Origin of the sequence: Acetobacter fallax (assembly GCF_011516735.1) — a bacterium.
GTDB lineage: Bacteria > Pseudomonadota > Alphaproteobacteria > Acetobacterales > Acetobacteraceae > Acetobacter > Acetobacter fallax.
This window is the reverse complement of record NZ_WOSX01000005.1, coordinates 86,139-102,398: the sequence shown is the minus strand read 5'-3', so window position 1 is coordinate 102,398 and position 16,260 is coordinate 86,139. Positions and strand designations below refer to the sequence as shown.

At 60.3% G+C, this 16,260-nt stretch carries 15 protein-coding genes; 10 read left to right on the top strand and 5 right to left on the bottom strand.

Annotation, left to right across the window (positions count from 1 at the left end):
* The first annotated feature begins 593 nt into the window (after positions 1-593).
* The 3 genes from GOB85_RS04705 to GOB85_RS04695 all read left to right on the top strand — a co-directional run bounded on the left by GOB85_RS04705 (position 594) and on the right by GOB85_RS04695 (position 6,404).
* Complete coding sequence (locus GOB85_RS04705) at positions 594-1,940, top strand: ammonium transporter (protein WP_277875850.1); 1,347 nt, start codon at positions 594-596, stop codon at positions 1,938-1,940.
* 205 nt (positions 1,941-2,145) lie between these two features.
* Positions 2,146-2,649: a hypothetical protein gene (locus tag GOB85_RS04700; RefSeq protein ID WP_173576421.1), complete on the top strand. Its 504-nt coding sequence runs from the start codon at positions 2,146-2,148 to the stop codon at positions 2,647-2,649.
* Between the two features lie 236 nt (positions 2,650-2,885).
* Positions 2,886-6,404 (top strand): Hint domain-containing protein, encoded by a 3,519-nt coding sequence (locus GOB85_RS04695; RefSeq protein ID WP_173576422.1) that lies wholly within the window; start codon positions 2,886-2,888, stop codon positions 6,402-6,404.
* A gap of 65 nt (positions 6,405-6,469) precedes the next feature.
* On the opposite strand, the gene rnhA is transcribed toward GOB85_RS04695, so the two are convergent.
* The 3 genes from rnhA to ispH all read right to left on the bottom strand — a co-directional run bounded on the left by rnhA (position 6,470) and on the right by ispH (position 9,074).
* On the bottom strand, positions 6,470-6,961 hold the full coding sequence (rnhA, locus tag GOB85_RS04690) for a ribonuclease HI (protein ID WP_338421653.1): 492 nt from the start codon (positions 6,959-6,961) through the stop codon (positions 6,470-6,472).
* A 1-nt stretch (position 6,962) separates the two neighbouring features.
* A complete protein-coding gene (locus tag GOB85_RS04685) occupies positions 6,963-7,955 on the bottom strand; it encodes a homoserine kinase (RefSeq protein ID WP_173576423.1) in 993 nt (330 codons plus the stop codon).
* A 120-nt stretch (positions 7,956-8,075) separates the two neighbouring features.
* Positions 8,076-9,074: a 4-hydroxy-3-methylbut-2-enyl diphosphate reductase gene (ispH, locus tag GOB85_RS04680; protein WP_173576424.1), complete on the bottom strand. Its 999-nt coding sequence runs from the start codon at positions 9,072-9,074 to the stop codon at positions 8,076-8,078.
* A gap of 366 nt (positions 9,075-9,440) precedes the next feature.
* Between ispH and GOB85_RS04675 the strand changes: the two genes are divergently transcribed.
* Both GOB85_RS04675 and GOB85_RS04670 read left to right on the top strand, forming a co-directional pair.
* The gene (locus GOB85_RS04675) at positions 9,441-10,088 is read left to right on the top strand and encodes a hypothetical protein (protein ID WP_242011295.1); all 648 of its coding nucleotides are present in this window, start codon (positions 9,441-9,443) and stop codon (positions 10,086-10,088) included.
* Positions 10,089-10,689: 601 nt separating this feature from the next.
* Positions 10,690-12,147: a gamma-glutamyltransferase gene (locus GOB85_RS04670; RefSeq protein WP_173576501.1), complete on the top strand. Its 1,458-nt coding sequence runs from the start codon at positions 10,690-10,692 to the stop codon at positions 12,145-12,147.
* Between the two features lie 575 nt (positions 12,148-12,722).
* On the opposite strand, the gene fliP is transcribed toward GOB85_RS04670, so the two are convergent.
* Together fliP and GOB85_RS04660 are read right to left on the bottom strand one after the other, a co-directional pair.
* Positions 12,723-13,460, bottom strand: a complete 738-nt coding sequence (gene fliP, locus GOB85_RS04665) for a flagellar type III secretion system pore protein FliP (protein ID WP_173576502.1) — start codon at positions 13,458-13,460, stop codon at positions 12,723-12,725.
* A 53-nt stretch (positions 13,461-13,513) separates the two neighbouring features.
* On the bottom strand, positions 13,514-13,828 hold the full coding sequence (locus GOB85_RS04660; RefSeq protein ID WP_173576425.1) for a hypothetical protein: 315 nt from the start codon (positions 13,826-13,828) through the stop codon (positions 13,514-13,516).
* A gap of 171 nt (positions 13,829-13,999) precedes the next feature.
* On the opposite strand from GOB85_RS04660, the gene GOB85_RS04655 reads away from it, so the two are divergent.
* Genes GOB85_RS04655 through GOB85_RS04635 form a run of 5 tightly spaced genes read left to right on the top strand, consistent with a single transcriptional unit; the run spans position 14,000 to position 16,258 of the window.
* The gene (locus GOB85_RS04655; protein WP_173576426.1) at positions 14,000-14,395 is read left to right on the top strand and encodes a flagellar basal body rod protein FlgB; all 396 of its coding nucleotides are present in this window, start codon (positions 14,000-14,002) and stop codon (positions 14,393-14,395) included.
* A 15-nt stretch (positions 14,396-14,410) separates the two neighbouring features.
* Positions 14,411-14,818 carry a flagellar basal body rod protein FlgC gene (gene flgC, locus GOB85_RS04650; RefSeq protein WP_173576427.1) on the top strand — a complete coding sequence of 136 codons (408 nt, stop codon included), beginning with the start codon at positions 14,411-14,413 and terminating at the stop codon, positions 14,816-14,818.
* Positions 14,815-15,150 carry a flagellar hook-basal body complex protein FliE gene (locus GOB85_RS04645; protein WP_173576428.1) on the top strand — a complete coding sequence of 112 codons (336 nt, stop codon included), beginning with the start codon at positions 14,815-14,817 and terminating at the stop codon, positions 15,148-15,150. The genes flgC and GOB85_RS04645 overlap by 4 nt, the downstream gene beginning before the upstream one ends.
* A 38-nt stretch (positions 15,151-15,188) precedes the next feature.
* Positions 15,189-15,461, top strand: coding sequence for a flagellar biosynthesis protein FliQ (fliQ, locus tag GOB85_RS04640; protein WP_173576429.1), 273 nt, complete (start codon positions 15,189-15,191; stop codon positions 15,459-15,461).
* On the top strand, positions 15,458-16,258 hold the full coding sequence (locus tag GOB85_RS04635) for a flagellar biosynthetic protein FliR (RefSeq protein WP_173576430.1): 801 nt from the start codon (positions 15,458-15,460) through the stop codon (positions 16,256-16,258). Before fliQ ends, GOB85_RS04635 begins: the two co-directional genes overlap by 4 nt.
* Positions 16,259-16,260 lie beyond the last annotated feature (2 nt).

The following is a 16,260-nucleotide window of genomic DNA, read 5'->3' as shown; positions in this document are numbered from 1 at the left end:
GTATCCGGGCTCAGCCCGGACCCGGCAGGGACCGCAGGCCCCTGCACCCCGGTTTGCTGATCATAAAACGATAAAACGGTTTGCAAAGGCGAGCCTTTGCCGGGTTCCAGGGCAGAGCCCAGCCAGTCCTGCACCTCCCGGTCCTGCACCGGCCAGTCTCGCACAGCTCAAAGGCCAGACCCTCTGGTATTATTTATCAGCAGATCGGGGTGAAAGGGTCCACGACCCCTTCCGGGTTCGGGCAGAGCCCGGCTTCTCTCAGCCAAAGGTCTGCCACCACAACCTCTGGTATTAGTGCGTTTGTCACCGTCACAGGGCTTGAGCATTTCGTTTCGGATAAGCTACGTAACAAAGTGAAGATTTTGTTCGGTCGTCGTGTGGCCGGCGGGATCAGCGCATGGCATTCCTATGTCCGCTTTCGCCCTGATCTGCCCCGGCAGACGGGGCACGGAGGACAAAGACCGTCACGCCCTGATCCCCCCGACCGCAGATGCGAATGGGGCAGGGGGCCACACGCGTTAATGGATATTCAGTTTTCTTCGTTCGCAGGACGAAACCCGGAGCAAAAAAACAGGATGCGCCTGTTTCCGGGCATGAAAACGTCCGCCGCCGGCGCCGCGCTGATCGCAGGACTGGCCGCCGCCATCCCCGCGCAGGCCGCCGATGCTCCTCCCGCAATCGACAGCGGCGACACCGCCTGGATGCTCGTGAGCACCGCTCTCGTCCTGATGATGACCATCCCCGGACTGGCCCTGTTCTACGCCGGCATGGTGCGTAAGAAAAACGTGCTGTCCACCGTCATGCAGAGCTTCGCCATCTGCTGCATCATCACCGTCGTCTGGATGATCGCAGGCTACTCCCTCGCATTCTCGACCGGCACGCCCTATATCGGCGGCCTCTCGAAAGCCTTCCTGGCAACAATCGGCGACCATATCTCCAGAGGCGCCGATGTCGGCTTCACCCTCGGTGCCGATTCGCCGAACGCAACCGTGATGACCATCCCCGAGAGCGTCTTCATGACGTTCCAGATGACCTTCGCCATCATCACCCCGGCCCTGATCGCCGGCGCCTATGCCGAGCGCATGAAGTTCTCCTCCATGTGCGTGTTCACCATCCTCTGGTCGCTGCTCGTCTACGCCCCCGTCGCGCACTGGGTCTGGAGCCCCGTGGGCTGGCTGCTCGGCCTCGGCACGCTCGACTTCGCCGGTGGCACGGTCGTCCACATCAACGCCGGTATCGCCGGACTCGTCTGCGCCATCGTTCTCGGCAAACGTCGCGGCCTCGGCACAGACGACATGGCACCCTTCAACCTCACCTACGCCGTCATCGGCGCCTCCCTGCTCTGGGTCGGCTGGTTCGGCTTCAATGCCGGCTCCGCCGTTGGTGCCAACGGCCGCGCCGGCATGGCCATGGCCACCACACAGATCGCCGCCGCCGCCGCCGGCGTCGCCTGGATGCTGGCCGAATGGGTCCGCACAGGCAAACCAACAGTTCTCGGCATCATCTCCGGCGCGGTCGGCGGCCTGGTCGCCATTACCCCCGCCGCCGGTTTCGTTCTGCCGGGGGGCGCCCTGATCATTGGCCTCGTCACCGGAGTCGTCTGCTACTGGAGCGCCACCACGCTCAAACACATGTTCAGTTACGATGACAGCCTCGACGCCTTCGGTGTCCACGGTGTCGGCGGCATCGTCGGCGCCCTGCTGACCGGTGTGCTGGCTTACGGCCCGCTCTCCGCGACAGATGCGAATCCGGCCGGCTCCCCGGGCTCACTCCATCAGTTGCTGATTCAGGCGGAGGCCGTCGGCGTGACCATCGTCTGGTGTGGCGTCATGACCTTCATTCTGCTGAAAATCGTCGATGCCGTCCTCGGTCTGCGTGTGCCGGCGGAAGCCGAGCAGGAAGGCCTGGATGTCGCCCTGCACGGCGAACGGATCTCATAACGCGGCACAAAGGCCGACGTGACAATCGCAGACTAGCGACAGAGGCCGGAGTCCATGATCCGGCCTCTGTCATATCCGGCGGTCACGCTGTAGAGTCGCAAGGGGCCATGGAATGCCCGGATGCCCGCCCTTCAACGCAGGCATCGACGACAGCGCGTCATGCCACAGGGCGTGCATGTGAACCTGAGAAGAATAAGGATAGCTGATGGGCTTCAATCGTTCAGCGCGCGCCGCCGCCACGTCGCTCGCCCTGCTTGCCGGAGGCGCTCTCTGGCTCGGTTCCGCAGATGCCGCACAGGCGATGACCGCTAAGGAATGTCGCGCGAAATTCACCGAAGCGCGGAAAAGCGGAACCCTCACATCCGGACAGACCTACAAGGAATTCAAGGCCGCGCAATGCACCGGCTCCGAGGCCGAACCGGAAGACACCACCCCGGCAGCATCCGCCCCCGCCGCTGCTCCGGCAACGGCGACTCCCGCCGCACCCGCAGCGAAGACAACCGCAAGCGCTACCCCGACCGGCAACGTGGTCTACCCGGGTCAGATTTCTTCGAAATATTCCTCGCTCAGCGCTGGCACCGGTCGCCGTAAAACATGCGATGACCAGTACAAGGCCAATAAGGCAACCGGCGGAAACGGTGGCCTGCGCTGGATCCAGAAGGGCGGCGGATATTACAGCCTCTGCAATAAGCGTCTGAAAGGTCAGTGATTTTCCACTGACATATTTTGTCTCTGATGGCCGCGCCCGGGTCTCCACCCGGCGCGGCCGTTTTGCGTTCGGACAGAGCTTCGAAACGGTCTGACGACAGGCCCTGAACTCCAATTATGAACAGCCAGAAAGCATTGTATCCGAAAAATTAGCGATTTGTCGGAAGAATGAGACCCGGAAACATTTCACAGCACCGTTAGCCAAAAAAAGGCTTCGCGTGATTTTCGGAGGCACTCATGACAACAACGACGGTGAACACGGGCACGCAGACTAACCAGACCGTTAGTAGCGGCGATACGCTCAAAATCATCGACACAGCTGTCGTGAGTGGCCTCACGGTTAATTCCGGAGGCACCGCCTATGTCTCATCCGGTGGCGTTGTATCTGGCATCACGCTCATATCCGGCGGCTCTCTTTTTGTTGGCATTACAGGTAACGCCAGTCCGGGAACCGAAGGCACGGTTTCCGGCGGCACGGTTTCCGGCGGCAGCACGGGGTCCGGTGGGTTCGCTGTTGAAAACGGGGCCACCATCAGCGATGTCACCATGACATCAGGAACCTCGACGGTTGTTTGGTCGCAGGGCACCGCCAGAAACATGATCATTGATGCCGGGGCGTCGGAGAATGTCTATGGAACAGATACGGGGGCAATGCTGTCCTCAGGCACCGGCAACACGCAGGCATTACAGACTGTAGCAGCGGGCGGAATCGCGTCTGGGGCCACTGTCCTCGGCAACGCGCTTCAGACCATCAACGCCGGTGGCTCGGCTGTTGACACCACGCTCAGCGGAACGGGATTCAGTGTCAACCAGGCCGTCACAAGCGGCGGTTACGCCAGCAACACCACGATTCTGTCCGGCGGCCAGCAGCAGGTCCAGGGTAGTGGCAGTTCCTATGATGTCACCATTGGTTCCGGTGGCCTGGAAGACGTTCAGTCCGGCGGAACACTCTCCGGCATCGTTGTCGGGTCCGGTGGCTCCGCGACGCTGGAAGCCGGTGCCAGCGTCAGTAACGTGACCATCAGCAGCAGTGGTTACGTTGATATTCTGGATCTCGACGGCGTAAATTCGACCATCAACGGCATTACCGTTGAAAATGGCGGCACACTGGAAATCGGTGGCCTCGACGACACGCTGACGAATCTCTCTCTGGTAAAGGGTGCAACCCTTCAGATCGACCTCGATCCGACCCAGTACTCAGTGTCTTATTCTGACTCCGCAATCACGATTCTGGACAGTTCCGGTAAAACCGTTGACACTATCAGCCTGGCATCTCCAGTCCCAGGGTTTGACGCCGCCGATTTCTCGTCCTCTACAGTCACCACGGACAGTTCCGGCGATAAGGGCATGCAACTGAGCTACATCGCCTGCTACTGCCCGGGAACACGCATCGCGGTTCAGGACGGAGAAGCCGCGATCGAGACCCTGGAGATCGGCGATCTCGTCCGCACAGCGTCCGGTGAACTACGCCCCGTCCGCTGGATCGGTCGCCGCAGCTACGCCCCCGAATTCGTGGGGAAAAACAAAAAACTGCTTCCGGTCACCATCAAAGCCGGTGCCATCGCCGACAACATCCCGCAACGCGATCTCCGCGTGTCACCCCTTCACGCCATGTATGTCGATGGCGTGCTCGTTCCCGCCAGCGCGCTGATCAACGGCATCAGCATCGTGCAGGATGAAGAGCCCGGCGAAGTGGCCTATATCCACCTCGAACTGGAAAGCCACGATCTGCTCCTGGCAGAAGGCGCCCCCTCCGAAACCTACGTGGAAGACGGATCGCGCGGCATGTTTCAGAACGCCGCCGATTATTACGCCCGCTACCCCGATGCAAAACGCGAAGAAGCAATCTACTGCGCCCCCCGCGTCGAAGGCGGAGAACATCTCGCAAAAATCTGGCGACAGCTCGCAGAACGTGCCCGGCCACACGGAGCAGGGACTGTCCCGGTCCACGCGGGCTATGTCGATCTCGCCGCACTCTGCGCGCAGGCCGCAGGCACAGAGCCCTCGCATCATCAGGAGCCATCCCCGCATCGGCCGGTCACGACGGAAAATCCGGAAGCCGGTGACCGGCCAGAAAAAACCGGCAGATTCCACGGCTGGCTGGATTTCGCCAGCCGGAACAGGCTCAATGGCTGGGCATGGAATGAAGACAGACCATGGGAGAGAATGCAGGTCGATGTATTCGTGGATGGACATTATATCACAACGATCTGCGCAACCAGCCAGCGTCCGGACCTCGCCTCAGCCGGTATCGGGAATGGCTGGGCCGCGTTTGAGCTGACTTTCGGCACGCTGCTTGATCCTGCCACACCCCATGTCATCGAAGTGCGTCACGCCGGCACGGATCATCATCTTCACGGATCGCCAAAGCATCTTTCCGTAGCAGGCGACTTCAATGACGACATGGAAGCTTTCGTCGAAAGAGCCGTTGCAGGACTGGAAACCGACGAGGAGCGCCGCAGGGCACTCGCCTTCGTGACCCGTCAGGCAGAACGCATCAGCCAGCAAAAAGCCGATCATGATACCCGGCGCGAAGAGAGAGCCGAACTGGAACGGTCCCGCCGTCTTGCGGGCCGGGCCGCCGCAGACATACCGAAACTGCGCCGTGCCCTTGTCATCGACGAACAGTTCCCGCGTGTGGGATGTGACGCCGGATCGCAGGCGATTTACTCTCATATCCGTACGCTCGGACGCCTTGGTTACCAGGTGACATTCGTCTCACCCGCGGCAAACATTCCGCAGGATCTGATCGCCGCCATGGAAGCCGAAGGCGTGTCAGTGGCCTGCGCGCCTTTCTACCAGTCGCCCGAAGATGTGCTGAGACGTCAGGCCGGCACATTCGATGTCGTCTATCTCCATCGTGTCAGCATCGCCTCATCCTATGCCGGGCTGGTCAGACGCTACATGGGCGGCAGCCGCGTGATCTACAGCGTGGCTGATCTTCACTATCTCCGCATGGCGCGCCAGGCCGGGATCGAAGGCAACACGGATCTGGCCTACGAGGCCGGCCGGACCCGCACGCTCGAAGTCACAGCGGCGCTCATGTCCGATGTCGTTATAACCCATTCCGGTTTCGAAGCCTCAGAACTCCGGCGGCTTATGCCCGCACTGAACGTCCACGTCGTGCCATGGGACATCGCACCGCAGCCCGTCAGAAAATCCGCGTCAGAACGTCATGGCGTGGCTTTCCTCGGTAATTACAGTCACGGCCCGAACCGCGATGCCGCCGAATGGCTGGTCAGCGAAGTCATGCCCCGTGTCTGGCAGCAGGCCCCGGAGATCCGGTGCATACTGGCTGGAAGCGACGCAGACGCGGACATCGAAGATCTTGCCCGTGAAGCAGACGCATCATGCGGCGGGGTGCACATTGCCGGCAGAATCGAAAATCTGCGGGACGATCTCTTCGAAAACGTCCGCCTGGGTGTCGCGCCATTGCGGTTCGGCGCCGGGATCAAAGGCAAAGTTCTGGAAACCTTCGCCGCCGGACTGCCCTGCGTCATGAGCCCCATGGCCGCCGAAGGCATTGATCTGCCCGCAGACCTGAGCGACCTGGTGCAGAAAGATGCAGGGGAGATCGCGGCACAGATCGTGCGCCTTCATCAGGACCCGGACATGGTCGACACTCTGGGGCAGGCCGGCTCCCGTCTGATCCGGGGGAAATTCAGCGAAGGCGAGGTCAGCAGAACCCTCGCGGGCGCCCTCGGCCGGCCGGAAGCCGCGCTGGAGGCGATGGGGCCTTTCAGCCGCTCAGCATAACACTCAGAAGGGGAACTTCGGTTCCCCTTCCTTAATCAGCAAGCCCGAACCAGGCAGCCGCGCGCTTACTGCCCCGCAGCCTCAACAGTAATCCGCGCCGCCGTCGCAAGCTGATCCACGCGCTCATTCTCAGGCACCCCGGAATGCCCGCGAACCCAGTGCCACGACACCTCATGCTGCTTCGCCGCATCCAGCAAACGGCGCCAGAGATCCATGTTCTTCACCGGATCGCCCGACGCATTCCGCCAGTTCCGCCGCACCCAGCCCGTATGCCAGCGGGTAATTCCGTTTTTCACATACTCACTGTCCGTATGGATCGCCACCACACAGGGCCGGGTGAGAGTCTCCAGAGCTTCCGCCGCCGCCGTCAGTTCCATCCGGTTATTGGTTGTCTCCGCCTCACCGCCAGACAACTCCCGCTCCCGCCCTTTAAAGCGCAGCAAAACGCCCCAGCCACCAGGTCCGGGATTGGGCCGGCACCCGCCATCCGTCCACACCTGAACAACAGCAGAGGCATCCAGCCCCGGATCTTCCACCAGATCCACAGTCTCAGTCACATCAGACACCGTAAGCCTCCAGAGTCGGTGAAGCCATGTGAAAGCGCAGCCGCCGCACATAAGCCATCGGGTCCTTGCGCGTCACCATCGCGCCCGGCGGCGTGTTCACCCAGTCATAAAGCCGCGTCAAAGCAAAACGCATCGCAGCGCCCGAGCAGAGGACCGGCAACGCCGTGCGCTCAGCCTTAGTCAGGGGACGAACGCTCTCATATCCCTCCAGCAGCCGCCGGGCACAGGTCACATTAAATGTGCCGTCATCGCCAAAACACCACGCGTTGAGACAGATGGCCACGTCATAAGCCAGCAGATCCGTGCAGGCGAAATAGAAATCGATCAGCCCGGAAATCGCCCCATCGAGAAAAAACACATTGTCCGGAAAGAGATCAGCATGAATCTGCCCGCGAGGCAGAGCAGAAGGCCCCGACGCTACAGGCCACGCTGGCAGAATCCTGTCCAGCGCCAGATCCAGCTCTTCACTCAGCCCCGGAAATGCCTGCTCCGTCGCACCGGAGCCCTGAGAAGCCCGAAGCAGAGGCCGCCATGCCTCAGGCCCAAGCCCGTTAGGCCGCTCAGCCGCATAGTCCTGACCCGCAACATGCAGAGTCGCCAGCGCAGCACCCAGAGGCGCGCAATGCTCCACATGAATATGCCGGGGCCACACACCCGGAAGAAACGTCGTAATCGCCGCCGGCCTGCCTGCCAGTTCGCGCAGAGCCTGCCCGTCACGACCCTCAACAGGCAGCGGACAGGACAGGCCATTCGTGGCGAGATGACGCATCAGCCTCAGAAACCATGGCAATTCCGCCGGATTCACCCGCTTCTCGTAAAGCGTGAGAATAAAATCCCGGTCCGTCTCATCCTGCCGCGTGCGCAGAACGAAGTTGCTGTTTTCCACACCTTCAGCAATGCCACGGAAAGCCGTCAGACGGCCGATGTCATATTCGGTCAGAAAACCGGCGAGGGCTTCATCCTCGACTTCCGTGTAGACGGCCATGAGCTCCCTTCAGAGCAAGCCGGGATCAGAGAAACTCAGCCAATCCCGATAAAAAAGATACCCGATGAGCCATCAGCCCGCGCCTGACCGGCGATCCGCCGGTCACAACACCATGCCGCTTCAACCAAGCGGCGCAGGAAGGCGGAACGTCACGTTCTCTTCCTTCACGGTCCGCTCAATGATCTCCAGCGTGTAACGCTTCGCGAGCGCATTGACCATTTCCTGCACCAGAGCCTCCGGAGCCGAAGCCCCCGCCGTAATGCCCACCGAGTTCACACCATCCAGAACCGACCAGTCCAGAGCCGCGAGCTTCGGCACCAGCAGTGCCCGCTTCGTGCCCGACCGCTCCGCAACCTCACGCAGGCGCTGCGAGTTCGATGAGTTCGGAGACCCGATCACGATCACCAGGTCGCATTCCGGCGCGATCGCCTTCACCGCTTCCTGACGGTTCGTCGTCGCGTAGCAGATATCCTCGCGCTTCGGCCCTTCGATGAGAGGGAAACGATCCCGGAGAATGTCCACAATCTCAGCCGTGTCATCCACCGAGAGCGTCGTCTGGGTGATGAAGGCAAGACGCGTCGGATCGTCCGGCTGAACCGTCCGGGCCTCTTCCGCGTCGTTGATCAGCGTAACAGCACCGACAGGTAGCTGCCCCATCGTGCCAATCACTTCCGGATGCCCGGCATGACCAATCATCAGAATATGACGGCTCTCCGGGCCACCATCGGCATAATGCCGCTCAGCCTCGCGATGAACCTTGGAAACCAGCGGACAGGTCGCATCAAGATAAAGCAGATTCCGGCGTGCAGCCTCAGCCGGCACCGTCTTCGGAACGCCATGCGCGGAAAAGACAACATGTCCGTCCGCCGGCACCTCGTCGAGTTCCTCAACGAAGATCGCCCCTTTCGCCTCAAGCTCCTCAACAACCGTCCGGTTATGCACGATCTCATGACGGACATAGACCGGCGCGCCATAAGCCCGGATGGCTTCCTCAACCACGCGGATGGCGCGATCGACGCCGGCACAGAAGCCACGCGGGCCAGCCAGAAGAACTTTGAGTGCGCGGGTGTCCGCATCCGCGGTCTCAGGCCTGAGTGTCGAGATAAGCTGGTCGGGCATGGTGTTCCCCAAACGTTCGGCGGGCGATATACGGGGCGGCCGGCACTGATGTCCGGTCCGGCCAGGAGATAATCAGTTTTGCCTCGCCCTACGCAAGACACGCGGATCGCGCAAGCCATATCGGTCGGACCGATCCGTCCGGCAGGCGATAATCCGGGCATACGAATGCGGCCTGGAAGCGCTCCCCGTGCGGCCCGCACACTGATTTCTGGTTCGGCCCGGTTTTCCCGGACGCACTTGATGTTTAATACTTCGCCTCATGCTTTTTGTCCCGTCACTTTTCTGCCCGCCCGTTTCCCTTCAGGCTCTCCGCTCACGACGGCTGTGCGTCCGTCGGATGCATGACCTGCTATCCTGGACTGCCGCATGACCCATCCTCTGTCCCGTTTCCTCTCCCCCGTGACGGAACTCCGTTCCCCGATTCGGATCGCCTCCGCTCTCCGCGCACCGCTCGCCCGGCAACTGGCGGGCCTCGCCATTGCGATCACGCTTCCGCTCACCCTGGTGGCCTGCGGAGAAGATGACGGCGTCGGTTTCGCCCCGACATGCCCCGCCATGCACATCCCGGCCGAAGTCGCGGATTATTATAATTATTCCGCTAAAGGTCCGAGCTTCGATCACCTCGTGACACGAGCCAGCATCACCCATCTGAGCGGAGACTGCGTTTCAGCGGGCGAAAACGAGAAGAAAAAAAACCTGCAAACCCGCGTCGGCGTCCACATGGTGGTTCGTCGTGGACCAGCCGCGAAATATGATTCACTGACGCTGCCGTGGTTCGTCGCGGTCGTCCACAATGACAAAATCGTCGGAAAACACATCTTCGAGCAGGCCGTGGCCTTCCCCGCCGGCAGCTCGACAGTCGCGGTCGATACCCGCCTCGTCACCGTCGATCTGCCGATCAAACCAACAAACGGACAGAACGATTATCAGTTTGAAGTCGGCTTCCAGCTGACGAAAACACAGCTGGCCTACAACCGTGAACACGGCGTGTCAGCGACATTCGCAGAACAGTAACGAGAAATACCGCTGCCCGGAAAACCGCACTGAGGCCACGCGGTATTCGTCGTAAAGCCTTTGTTGTTGGCTCTGTTAGCATCAGCACTTACGCGAACCGGGCCTTTATCGACGCATTGAGACGCTCATTACCCACTCAGAAGTCGCGGATTTCGACGCTCGCAGCAACGCGACACGGAAATAAGCAGATCATGCGGTCTGGCCTGAGCCAGCATTTCCCTCAGGCCGAAGCCAGATCGAACCGCATCCCGACAAAGCCTGGTGCATAACCATTGACCCACGCCAGCCAGACCACCGGCATTGTGCCGGAAGTATCCGGCTCGCATTTTGCCCACAACCGGAACAGCAATCACTACGCGCCACCCGTTGCCGCCTGCGCGGAAGAAAGCTAACGAGTGGGGCTGATGTCGCATTCTGCGGCATTAATGAGACGGTCGGATCCCTGCCGTCTGGTGACACTGGCCTGGTGCGTCCCGTGTTAACGCTCCCGGCCGAAGATGTATGGAGTGCCTGTCGCGTGCGTGAGCGTCCCGTGAGACCCCAGTCTGCCTCGCGCGCAAAAGCGCCTGCCTCAAGTCGTTTCCGCAGGACAGCCTCCGTGATGCAGCGCAACGGCGCTGTCGTGGCCGCCGCAGGACTTGTCTCCGCCTGTTCGCTCCTTCCTTTCGGGAACAACGGCGGCACAGAACATGCCGTACTCTCCCTGTTCGGTTCCGGTTCACATATGATTTCCGGCTATGTCGGCACCATCGTCGCCGACGAGCCCCAGGCCGCTCTCGCCGCTCAGACCGTTCTGCAACGTGGCGGCAACGCGGCCGATGCCGCCGCGGCCCTGGGTCTCGCTCTGTCGGCCACTCTGCCATCCCGCGCCTCGCTTGGTGCAGGCGGCGCCTGCCTTGCCTGGCGTCCCGGTGACAGAAATGGCGGTCAGGCCTTCGTTTTCCTTCCAACGGGCGATTCCCCGCCCGATGCTGTGCAGGGTCCGACGCCACACGCGGATCGCCCTGCCTCGTCGCCCATGCTGGCCCGCGGCCTGTTCATGATGCAGCTCCGTTATGGCAGCGTCGATTTTGCCGAACTGACCCAGCCCGCTCTTCAGCTCGCCCGTGGTGGCCTGGAAGTGGGCACCCAGCTTGCCTCCGATCTTGCCGCGGTGCAGGCCCCGCTTCTGGCGGATGACGGCGCCCTCCATATCTTCGGACGTTCCGACGGCACCGTTATGAAAGCAGGTGACATCCTTACCCAGCCGAGGCTTGCCGGCTCTCTGGAGCGAATCCGTTCTGCCGGGCCGGGCGATCTCTATATCGGTTCACTGGCCCGCACCTTCGTCGCAGCAAGCGATGCAGCCGGTGGCGGCCTCACCATGGCTGGTCTCCGCGCTGCCCTCCCGCAGGTCGTCATGCCCCTTACGGTTACCGTGCAGGGCACCCAGGTTTCTTTCCTGCCACCACCGGCGGATGGTGGTTACGGAATGGCCGTGGCCTGGAGAGCGATGGAAAATGGCCAGTCCACCTCCGGCGGCGCAGGCGCTCGGGCTGTCGCCGGCTGGCGTGCCAGCGAAGGCGGCAGCTCTGCTTCCGTTCTCGCCGCGCGGGCTCAGGAACTGCTCGATTCCGGCCGCACGCCATCCGGCGGCACACTTCCGAACCTGCCCGCATCGACATCCTACGCTGTCGTGGACCGGCAGGGTGAGGCTGTCTCCTGCGTGCTGACGATGAACAATCTGTTCGGAACAGGCCGCGTCGCTGGCTCCACGGGCATCGTGCTCGCCGCATCCTCGGCTCATCTGCCACGTCCGCTGCTCCCCGGCGCCATTGCCCATCGCGACGGGGCGTTCGTCGCGGCGGCAACAGCCTCCGGTCAGGGCGATGCCTCGGATGCGGCAGCCGCCGCTCTTTCCGGTGCGCTCCGGGGTGATGATCAGCTGAAACCCGCGACATCGTCCGGTCGTGCCAACGCGATCTCCTGCCGTTCCGGTCTGCCGGGCAACAGCGCCCGCTGCTTCGGCTCAGTTGACCCACGCGGCGGCGGCTATGCCTCAGGATCAGCCCGCGACTGATCCGCATATGTGAGTGCCAGGAGTCTCAGGCCGTTACCGTGATGACCGCCAAAGGTCGCGGGCCTTTGTTATCGTTAAATGTTGACGTGTGGTTTTTCAAAGGTCCGTCGGCAGCACGGGCTGTGCCCGAACCCGGAAGGGGTCGCAGCCCCCTTCACCCGGATCTGTTTTGATAAACAGGCCGGTTTACAAAGTCTCTGTTGCCATTAAGTGCTGGCTCCTTCCCAGGGCTTTGCCCTGGAACCCACCAAAGGTCACAGACCTTTGGAAACCATTTTATTATTAATCAATCGGGGTGCAGGGGCCTGCGGTCCCTGCCGGGTTCGGGCAGAGCCCGGATTCTGCTAACCCTTTGAAAAATCAAAGATCAATATATAACGCGAACAGAGTCTTTCCAAAGGTCTGCGACCTTTGGTGGTCATCACGGGCAAAGCCCCGGGAAGGTGCCAACTAATACCAGAGGGTCCTGTGTGAGACTGGCAGGTGCAGAACTGGCAGGGCTCTGCCCCGGAACCCGGCAAAGGCTCGCCTTTGAAAACCGTTTTCTTACATAAATCAGGGGAGGGGACGTTTCTCTATCCGCCCCCGAAACTGCGGACGAGGCTCCCCGCGACAAGCTGCCAGCCATCCACCATCACAAAGAAAATCAGTTTGAACGGCAGGGAGATCGTAGCCGGCGGCAGCATCATCATGCCCAGACTCATCAGTACCGTCGACACCACGATGTCGATCACGAGAAACGGCAGATAGAGCAAAAAGCCCATCTCAAAACCCCGGCGTAGTTCCCCGATCATGAAAGCCGGCATCAGAACGCGCCATGGAGTGTCAGCCGCCGCTGCCGGAGGATGAACATTCGCCAGATGAAAGAATGTCGCCAGATCGGCAGGACGGGCATTGGCAACCATGAAACCATGAAACGGTTCGGCCGCTGCGCGCAGACCATCCAGCTCAGCAATTTTCCCTGCGATGAGCGGAGAAATGCCATTCGCCCATGACTGCTCCATCACCGGTTGCATGACAAAAAAAGTCAGAAAAATCGCCAGCCCGATCAGCACTGTGTTCGGCGGCGTGCCCTGCGCGCCAATCGCACTCCGCAGCAGCGACAGCACGATGATGATCCGTGTGAATGCCGTCACCATCACCAGCAGGCTGGGAGCAAGCGACAGAACCGTAATCAGCGCCGAAAGCTGCACCAGCCGCCCGGCAGTGCCGGAGTCGCCTTTCTGCCCGAGATCGATATTGAGAGATTGTGCATGAGCCGCATGAGGCCACCCGGCAGCAAGCACCAGAATCACCAGTGAAGACAGCAGCACAACAGAAATGTTGCCGCTCCGGAATCTCCCTGTCGGGGACGTGAAACCTGCCTTCACGAGGACTGATCCTCTGTTCCGGGTTCCGGGAGCCACCCGACGACAACATCGGACGGTCCGCCCGTCAGAAGCAGAACCTTTCGCCCGTGACAGGAAATGACGCTGAGGCGGCGACGTGCATCCAGAGCAAGCGATCCGTCCAGAGCGAGACCAGCGTTATTCCTTACCGGACCGCGCAGCCGCGCCAGAACCTGCCAGCCACTCCGGCTGAGCAGAATCATGGCAAGGACCGCAACAAGCGCCGCCACAGTCGTAATGATGTCATAAAATCCCATACGGGCGCATTCCGTGAGGCGGTTCAGAAGAGCCACAGATTTGCGATCCCAAAGTAAACAATACGTTTACGTTTAGTGATTTCATGACCGAATAAACAAATGCTCCATTGCTCCGGCCTTTTAACGATATTTCAGCGTTTCACAACGCATGGTCAGCAGACGGACCGGTCTGCACCGGCCCACCTGTTTAACCTTGCGGAGAACCGGATGCTGGATGCCTCACGTCCCGCCACAGGCGGAACTGATCTTTTCGGACTGGCCCAGAGGCGGATGTCCTGGCTGGAACAACGCGAGCAGGTGCTCGCGAACAATGTCGCCAATGCCGACACGCCTGGTTATACAGCCCAGGATATCACGCCATTTTCCAGCGCGCTGGCTCAGTTCCAGGTCGGTCTGGCCACAACCTCTCCCCGCCACATCCCGGTTGGAGGCCGGGGCCGGTCCTCTTCCGTCACGACGGAGGGTGAGCAGGCCCCGAACGGCAATGCTGTTTCTCTGGAGAGCCAGATGGAAGAGGTTGCCGAAACAGGCGATCAGCAGCGTTTCGCGACAAATGTCTATTCAGCTTACAAAAGTATGCTGACGTTCGTTCTTGGAAAATAGTGAGAACGATCACGTATGGATATCAACAGCACAATGGGAATTTCCGCTGCGGGCATGGAAGCGCAGTCACAGCGTCTTCGTGTTGTCGCGGAAAATATCGCCAATCAGGATACGACCGGTTCCACACCCGGAGCTGATCCCTATCGCCGCAAGACAATAACATTTCAGAATACGATTGATCAGAATACAGGTGTCTCGAACGTTAGTGTCAAAAAAATCGACCACGACATGTCCGATTTTCAGATGCGTTACGATCCGACGCACCCAGCCGCCGATGCACGCGGCTATGTCAAAACATCAAACGTCAATACTATGGTTGAAATCATGGATTCTCACGAAGCTCAGCGTTCTTACGAGGCAAATCTGAACACTCTGCAGACCACCCGCTCCATGATCACCAGAACGATTGACCTGCTGAAATGATGATCTCCTCCGTCGCGAATAAAACAGCCGCCGCCGCATACGCGCGAACGCAATCCGGCGCTTCTCTCGCCGACCAGGCGTCCTCCATTGATGACAGTGCCGGCACCGATTCCGGCACAAGCTTCGGGGATGCTCTGCAAAGTGCCATCCAGGGCGCGGTTCAGAACGGAAAAGATACGGAAGCAAAGGCAGCCGCAGGCCTGAACGGGCAGGGAAACCTGACCGATATCGTCACCTCGATCTCACAGGCCCAGATTGTCCTTCAGACAGCCTCGACCGTCCGTGACCGGGTGATTCAGTCCTATCAGGATGTCATGCGCATGACGATCTGATATCCGGAAAGCTTATTTATTTCAGGACATTTTATTTTATGAATTCTGTTGATATCGCGTCCCTGTTACGAGAGACGCTCATCGTTGCGGTAAAAATCGGCGCTCCTTCACTGATCGCGTCCCTGGCTGCGGGCCTGCTGATCTCCATCCTGCAGGCCGTCACCCAGATTAATGAATCGACGTTGTCATTCGTGCCAAAATTCGTGGCCTCAATGTCGGCTCTTCTGTTCGCCGGTTCGTTTATGTATTCAACACTTCTTTCTTATACACGGCATATTTTTGATCAGGTCATCGTCGCGGGCGCCTCTTGAGTGGCGACCTGACAGTCTTCATTGCGGCTCTGCCGACGCAGATGGTCGTTTTCGTAGCCATCCTGTGTCGTGTCGTCGCGATGGTTGTCACGCTGCCCGGCCTCAGCACGCAGACCGTTCCATCGACGATAAAAGCCGGCCTGGCAATCAGTATCGCCTTTCTGATGTTCCCTGTTCTGAAAAATCATTTTCTGGCAGCGGAAACCGGAGATATTCTTGATCCCGGGCGCGCCATCGTGCTGATCTGCTCCGAAACGCTGAGCGGAGGTCTCATCGGCTGGCTTGCCCAGCTGATGGCTCTGTCTTTTCCTGTCTCCGTGCAGATTCTTTCAACATTCACCGGACTTTCAAACGTCCTGCAACCAGACCCGGACCTTGGTGCCCAGAGCACCGCCGTCAGTCACCTTGCCTCGCTTTCAGTGCCTGTCGTGATGTTTTCGACCGGCCTTTACGTTTTCCCGCTTTATGCTCTCGCCGGAAGCTATCAGGTCTTCCCACCCGGACATTTTCCTCTCATGGGTGATGCGGCACACAGTGTTACGGAGATGACGCAGCGTTCCTTTCTGCTGGCATTCCAGCTCGCGATGCCTTTCGTGCTGCTCGGAACCGTGTGGCCTGCCATGCTGGGGCTGCTAAGCCGCTTCTCTCCGGGCCTCCAGGTGTATTCTCTCGCCATGCCCGCGCAGCTTCTGGGTGGCATCTTTCTGCTGGCGCTTCTCATTCGTGGCATGGTCGCAACATGGACGCAGCATCTTGATGCAGCACTGGCCAGTCTGCCCGGAATCGGCGGACTATGAGC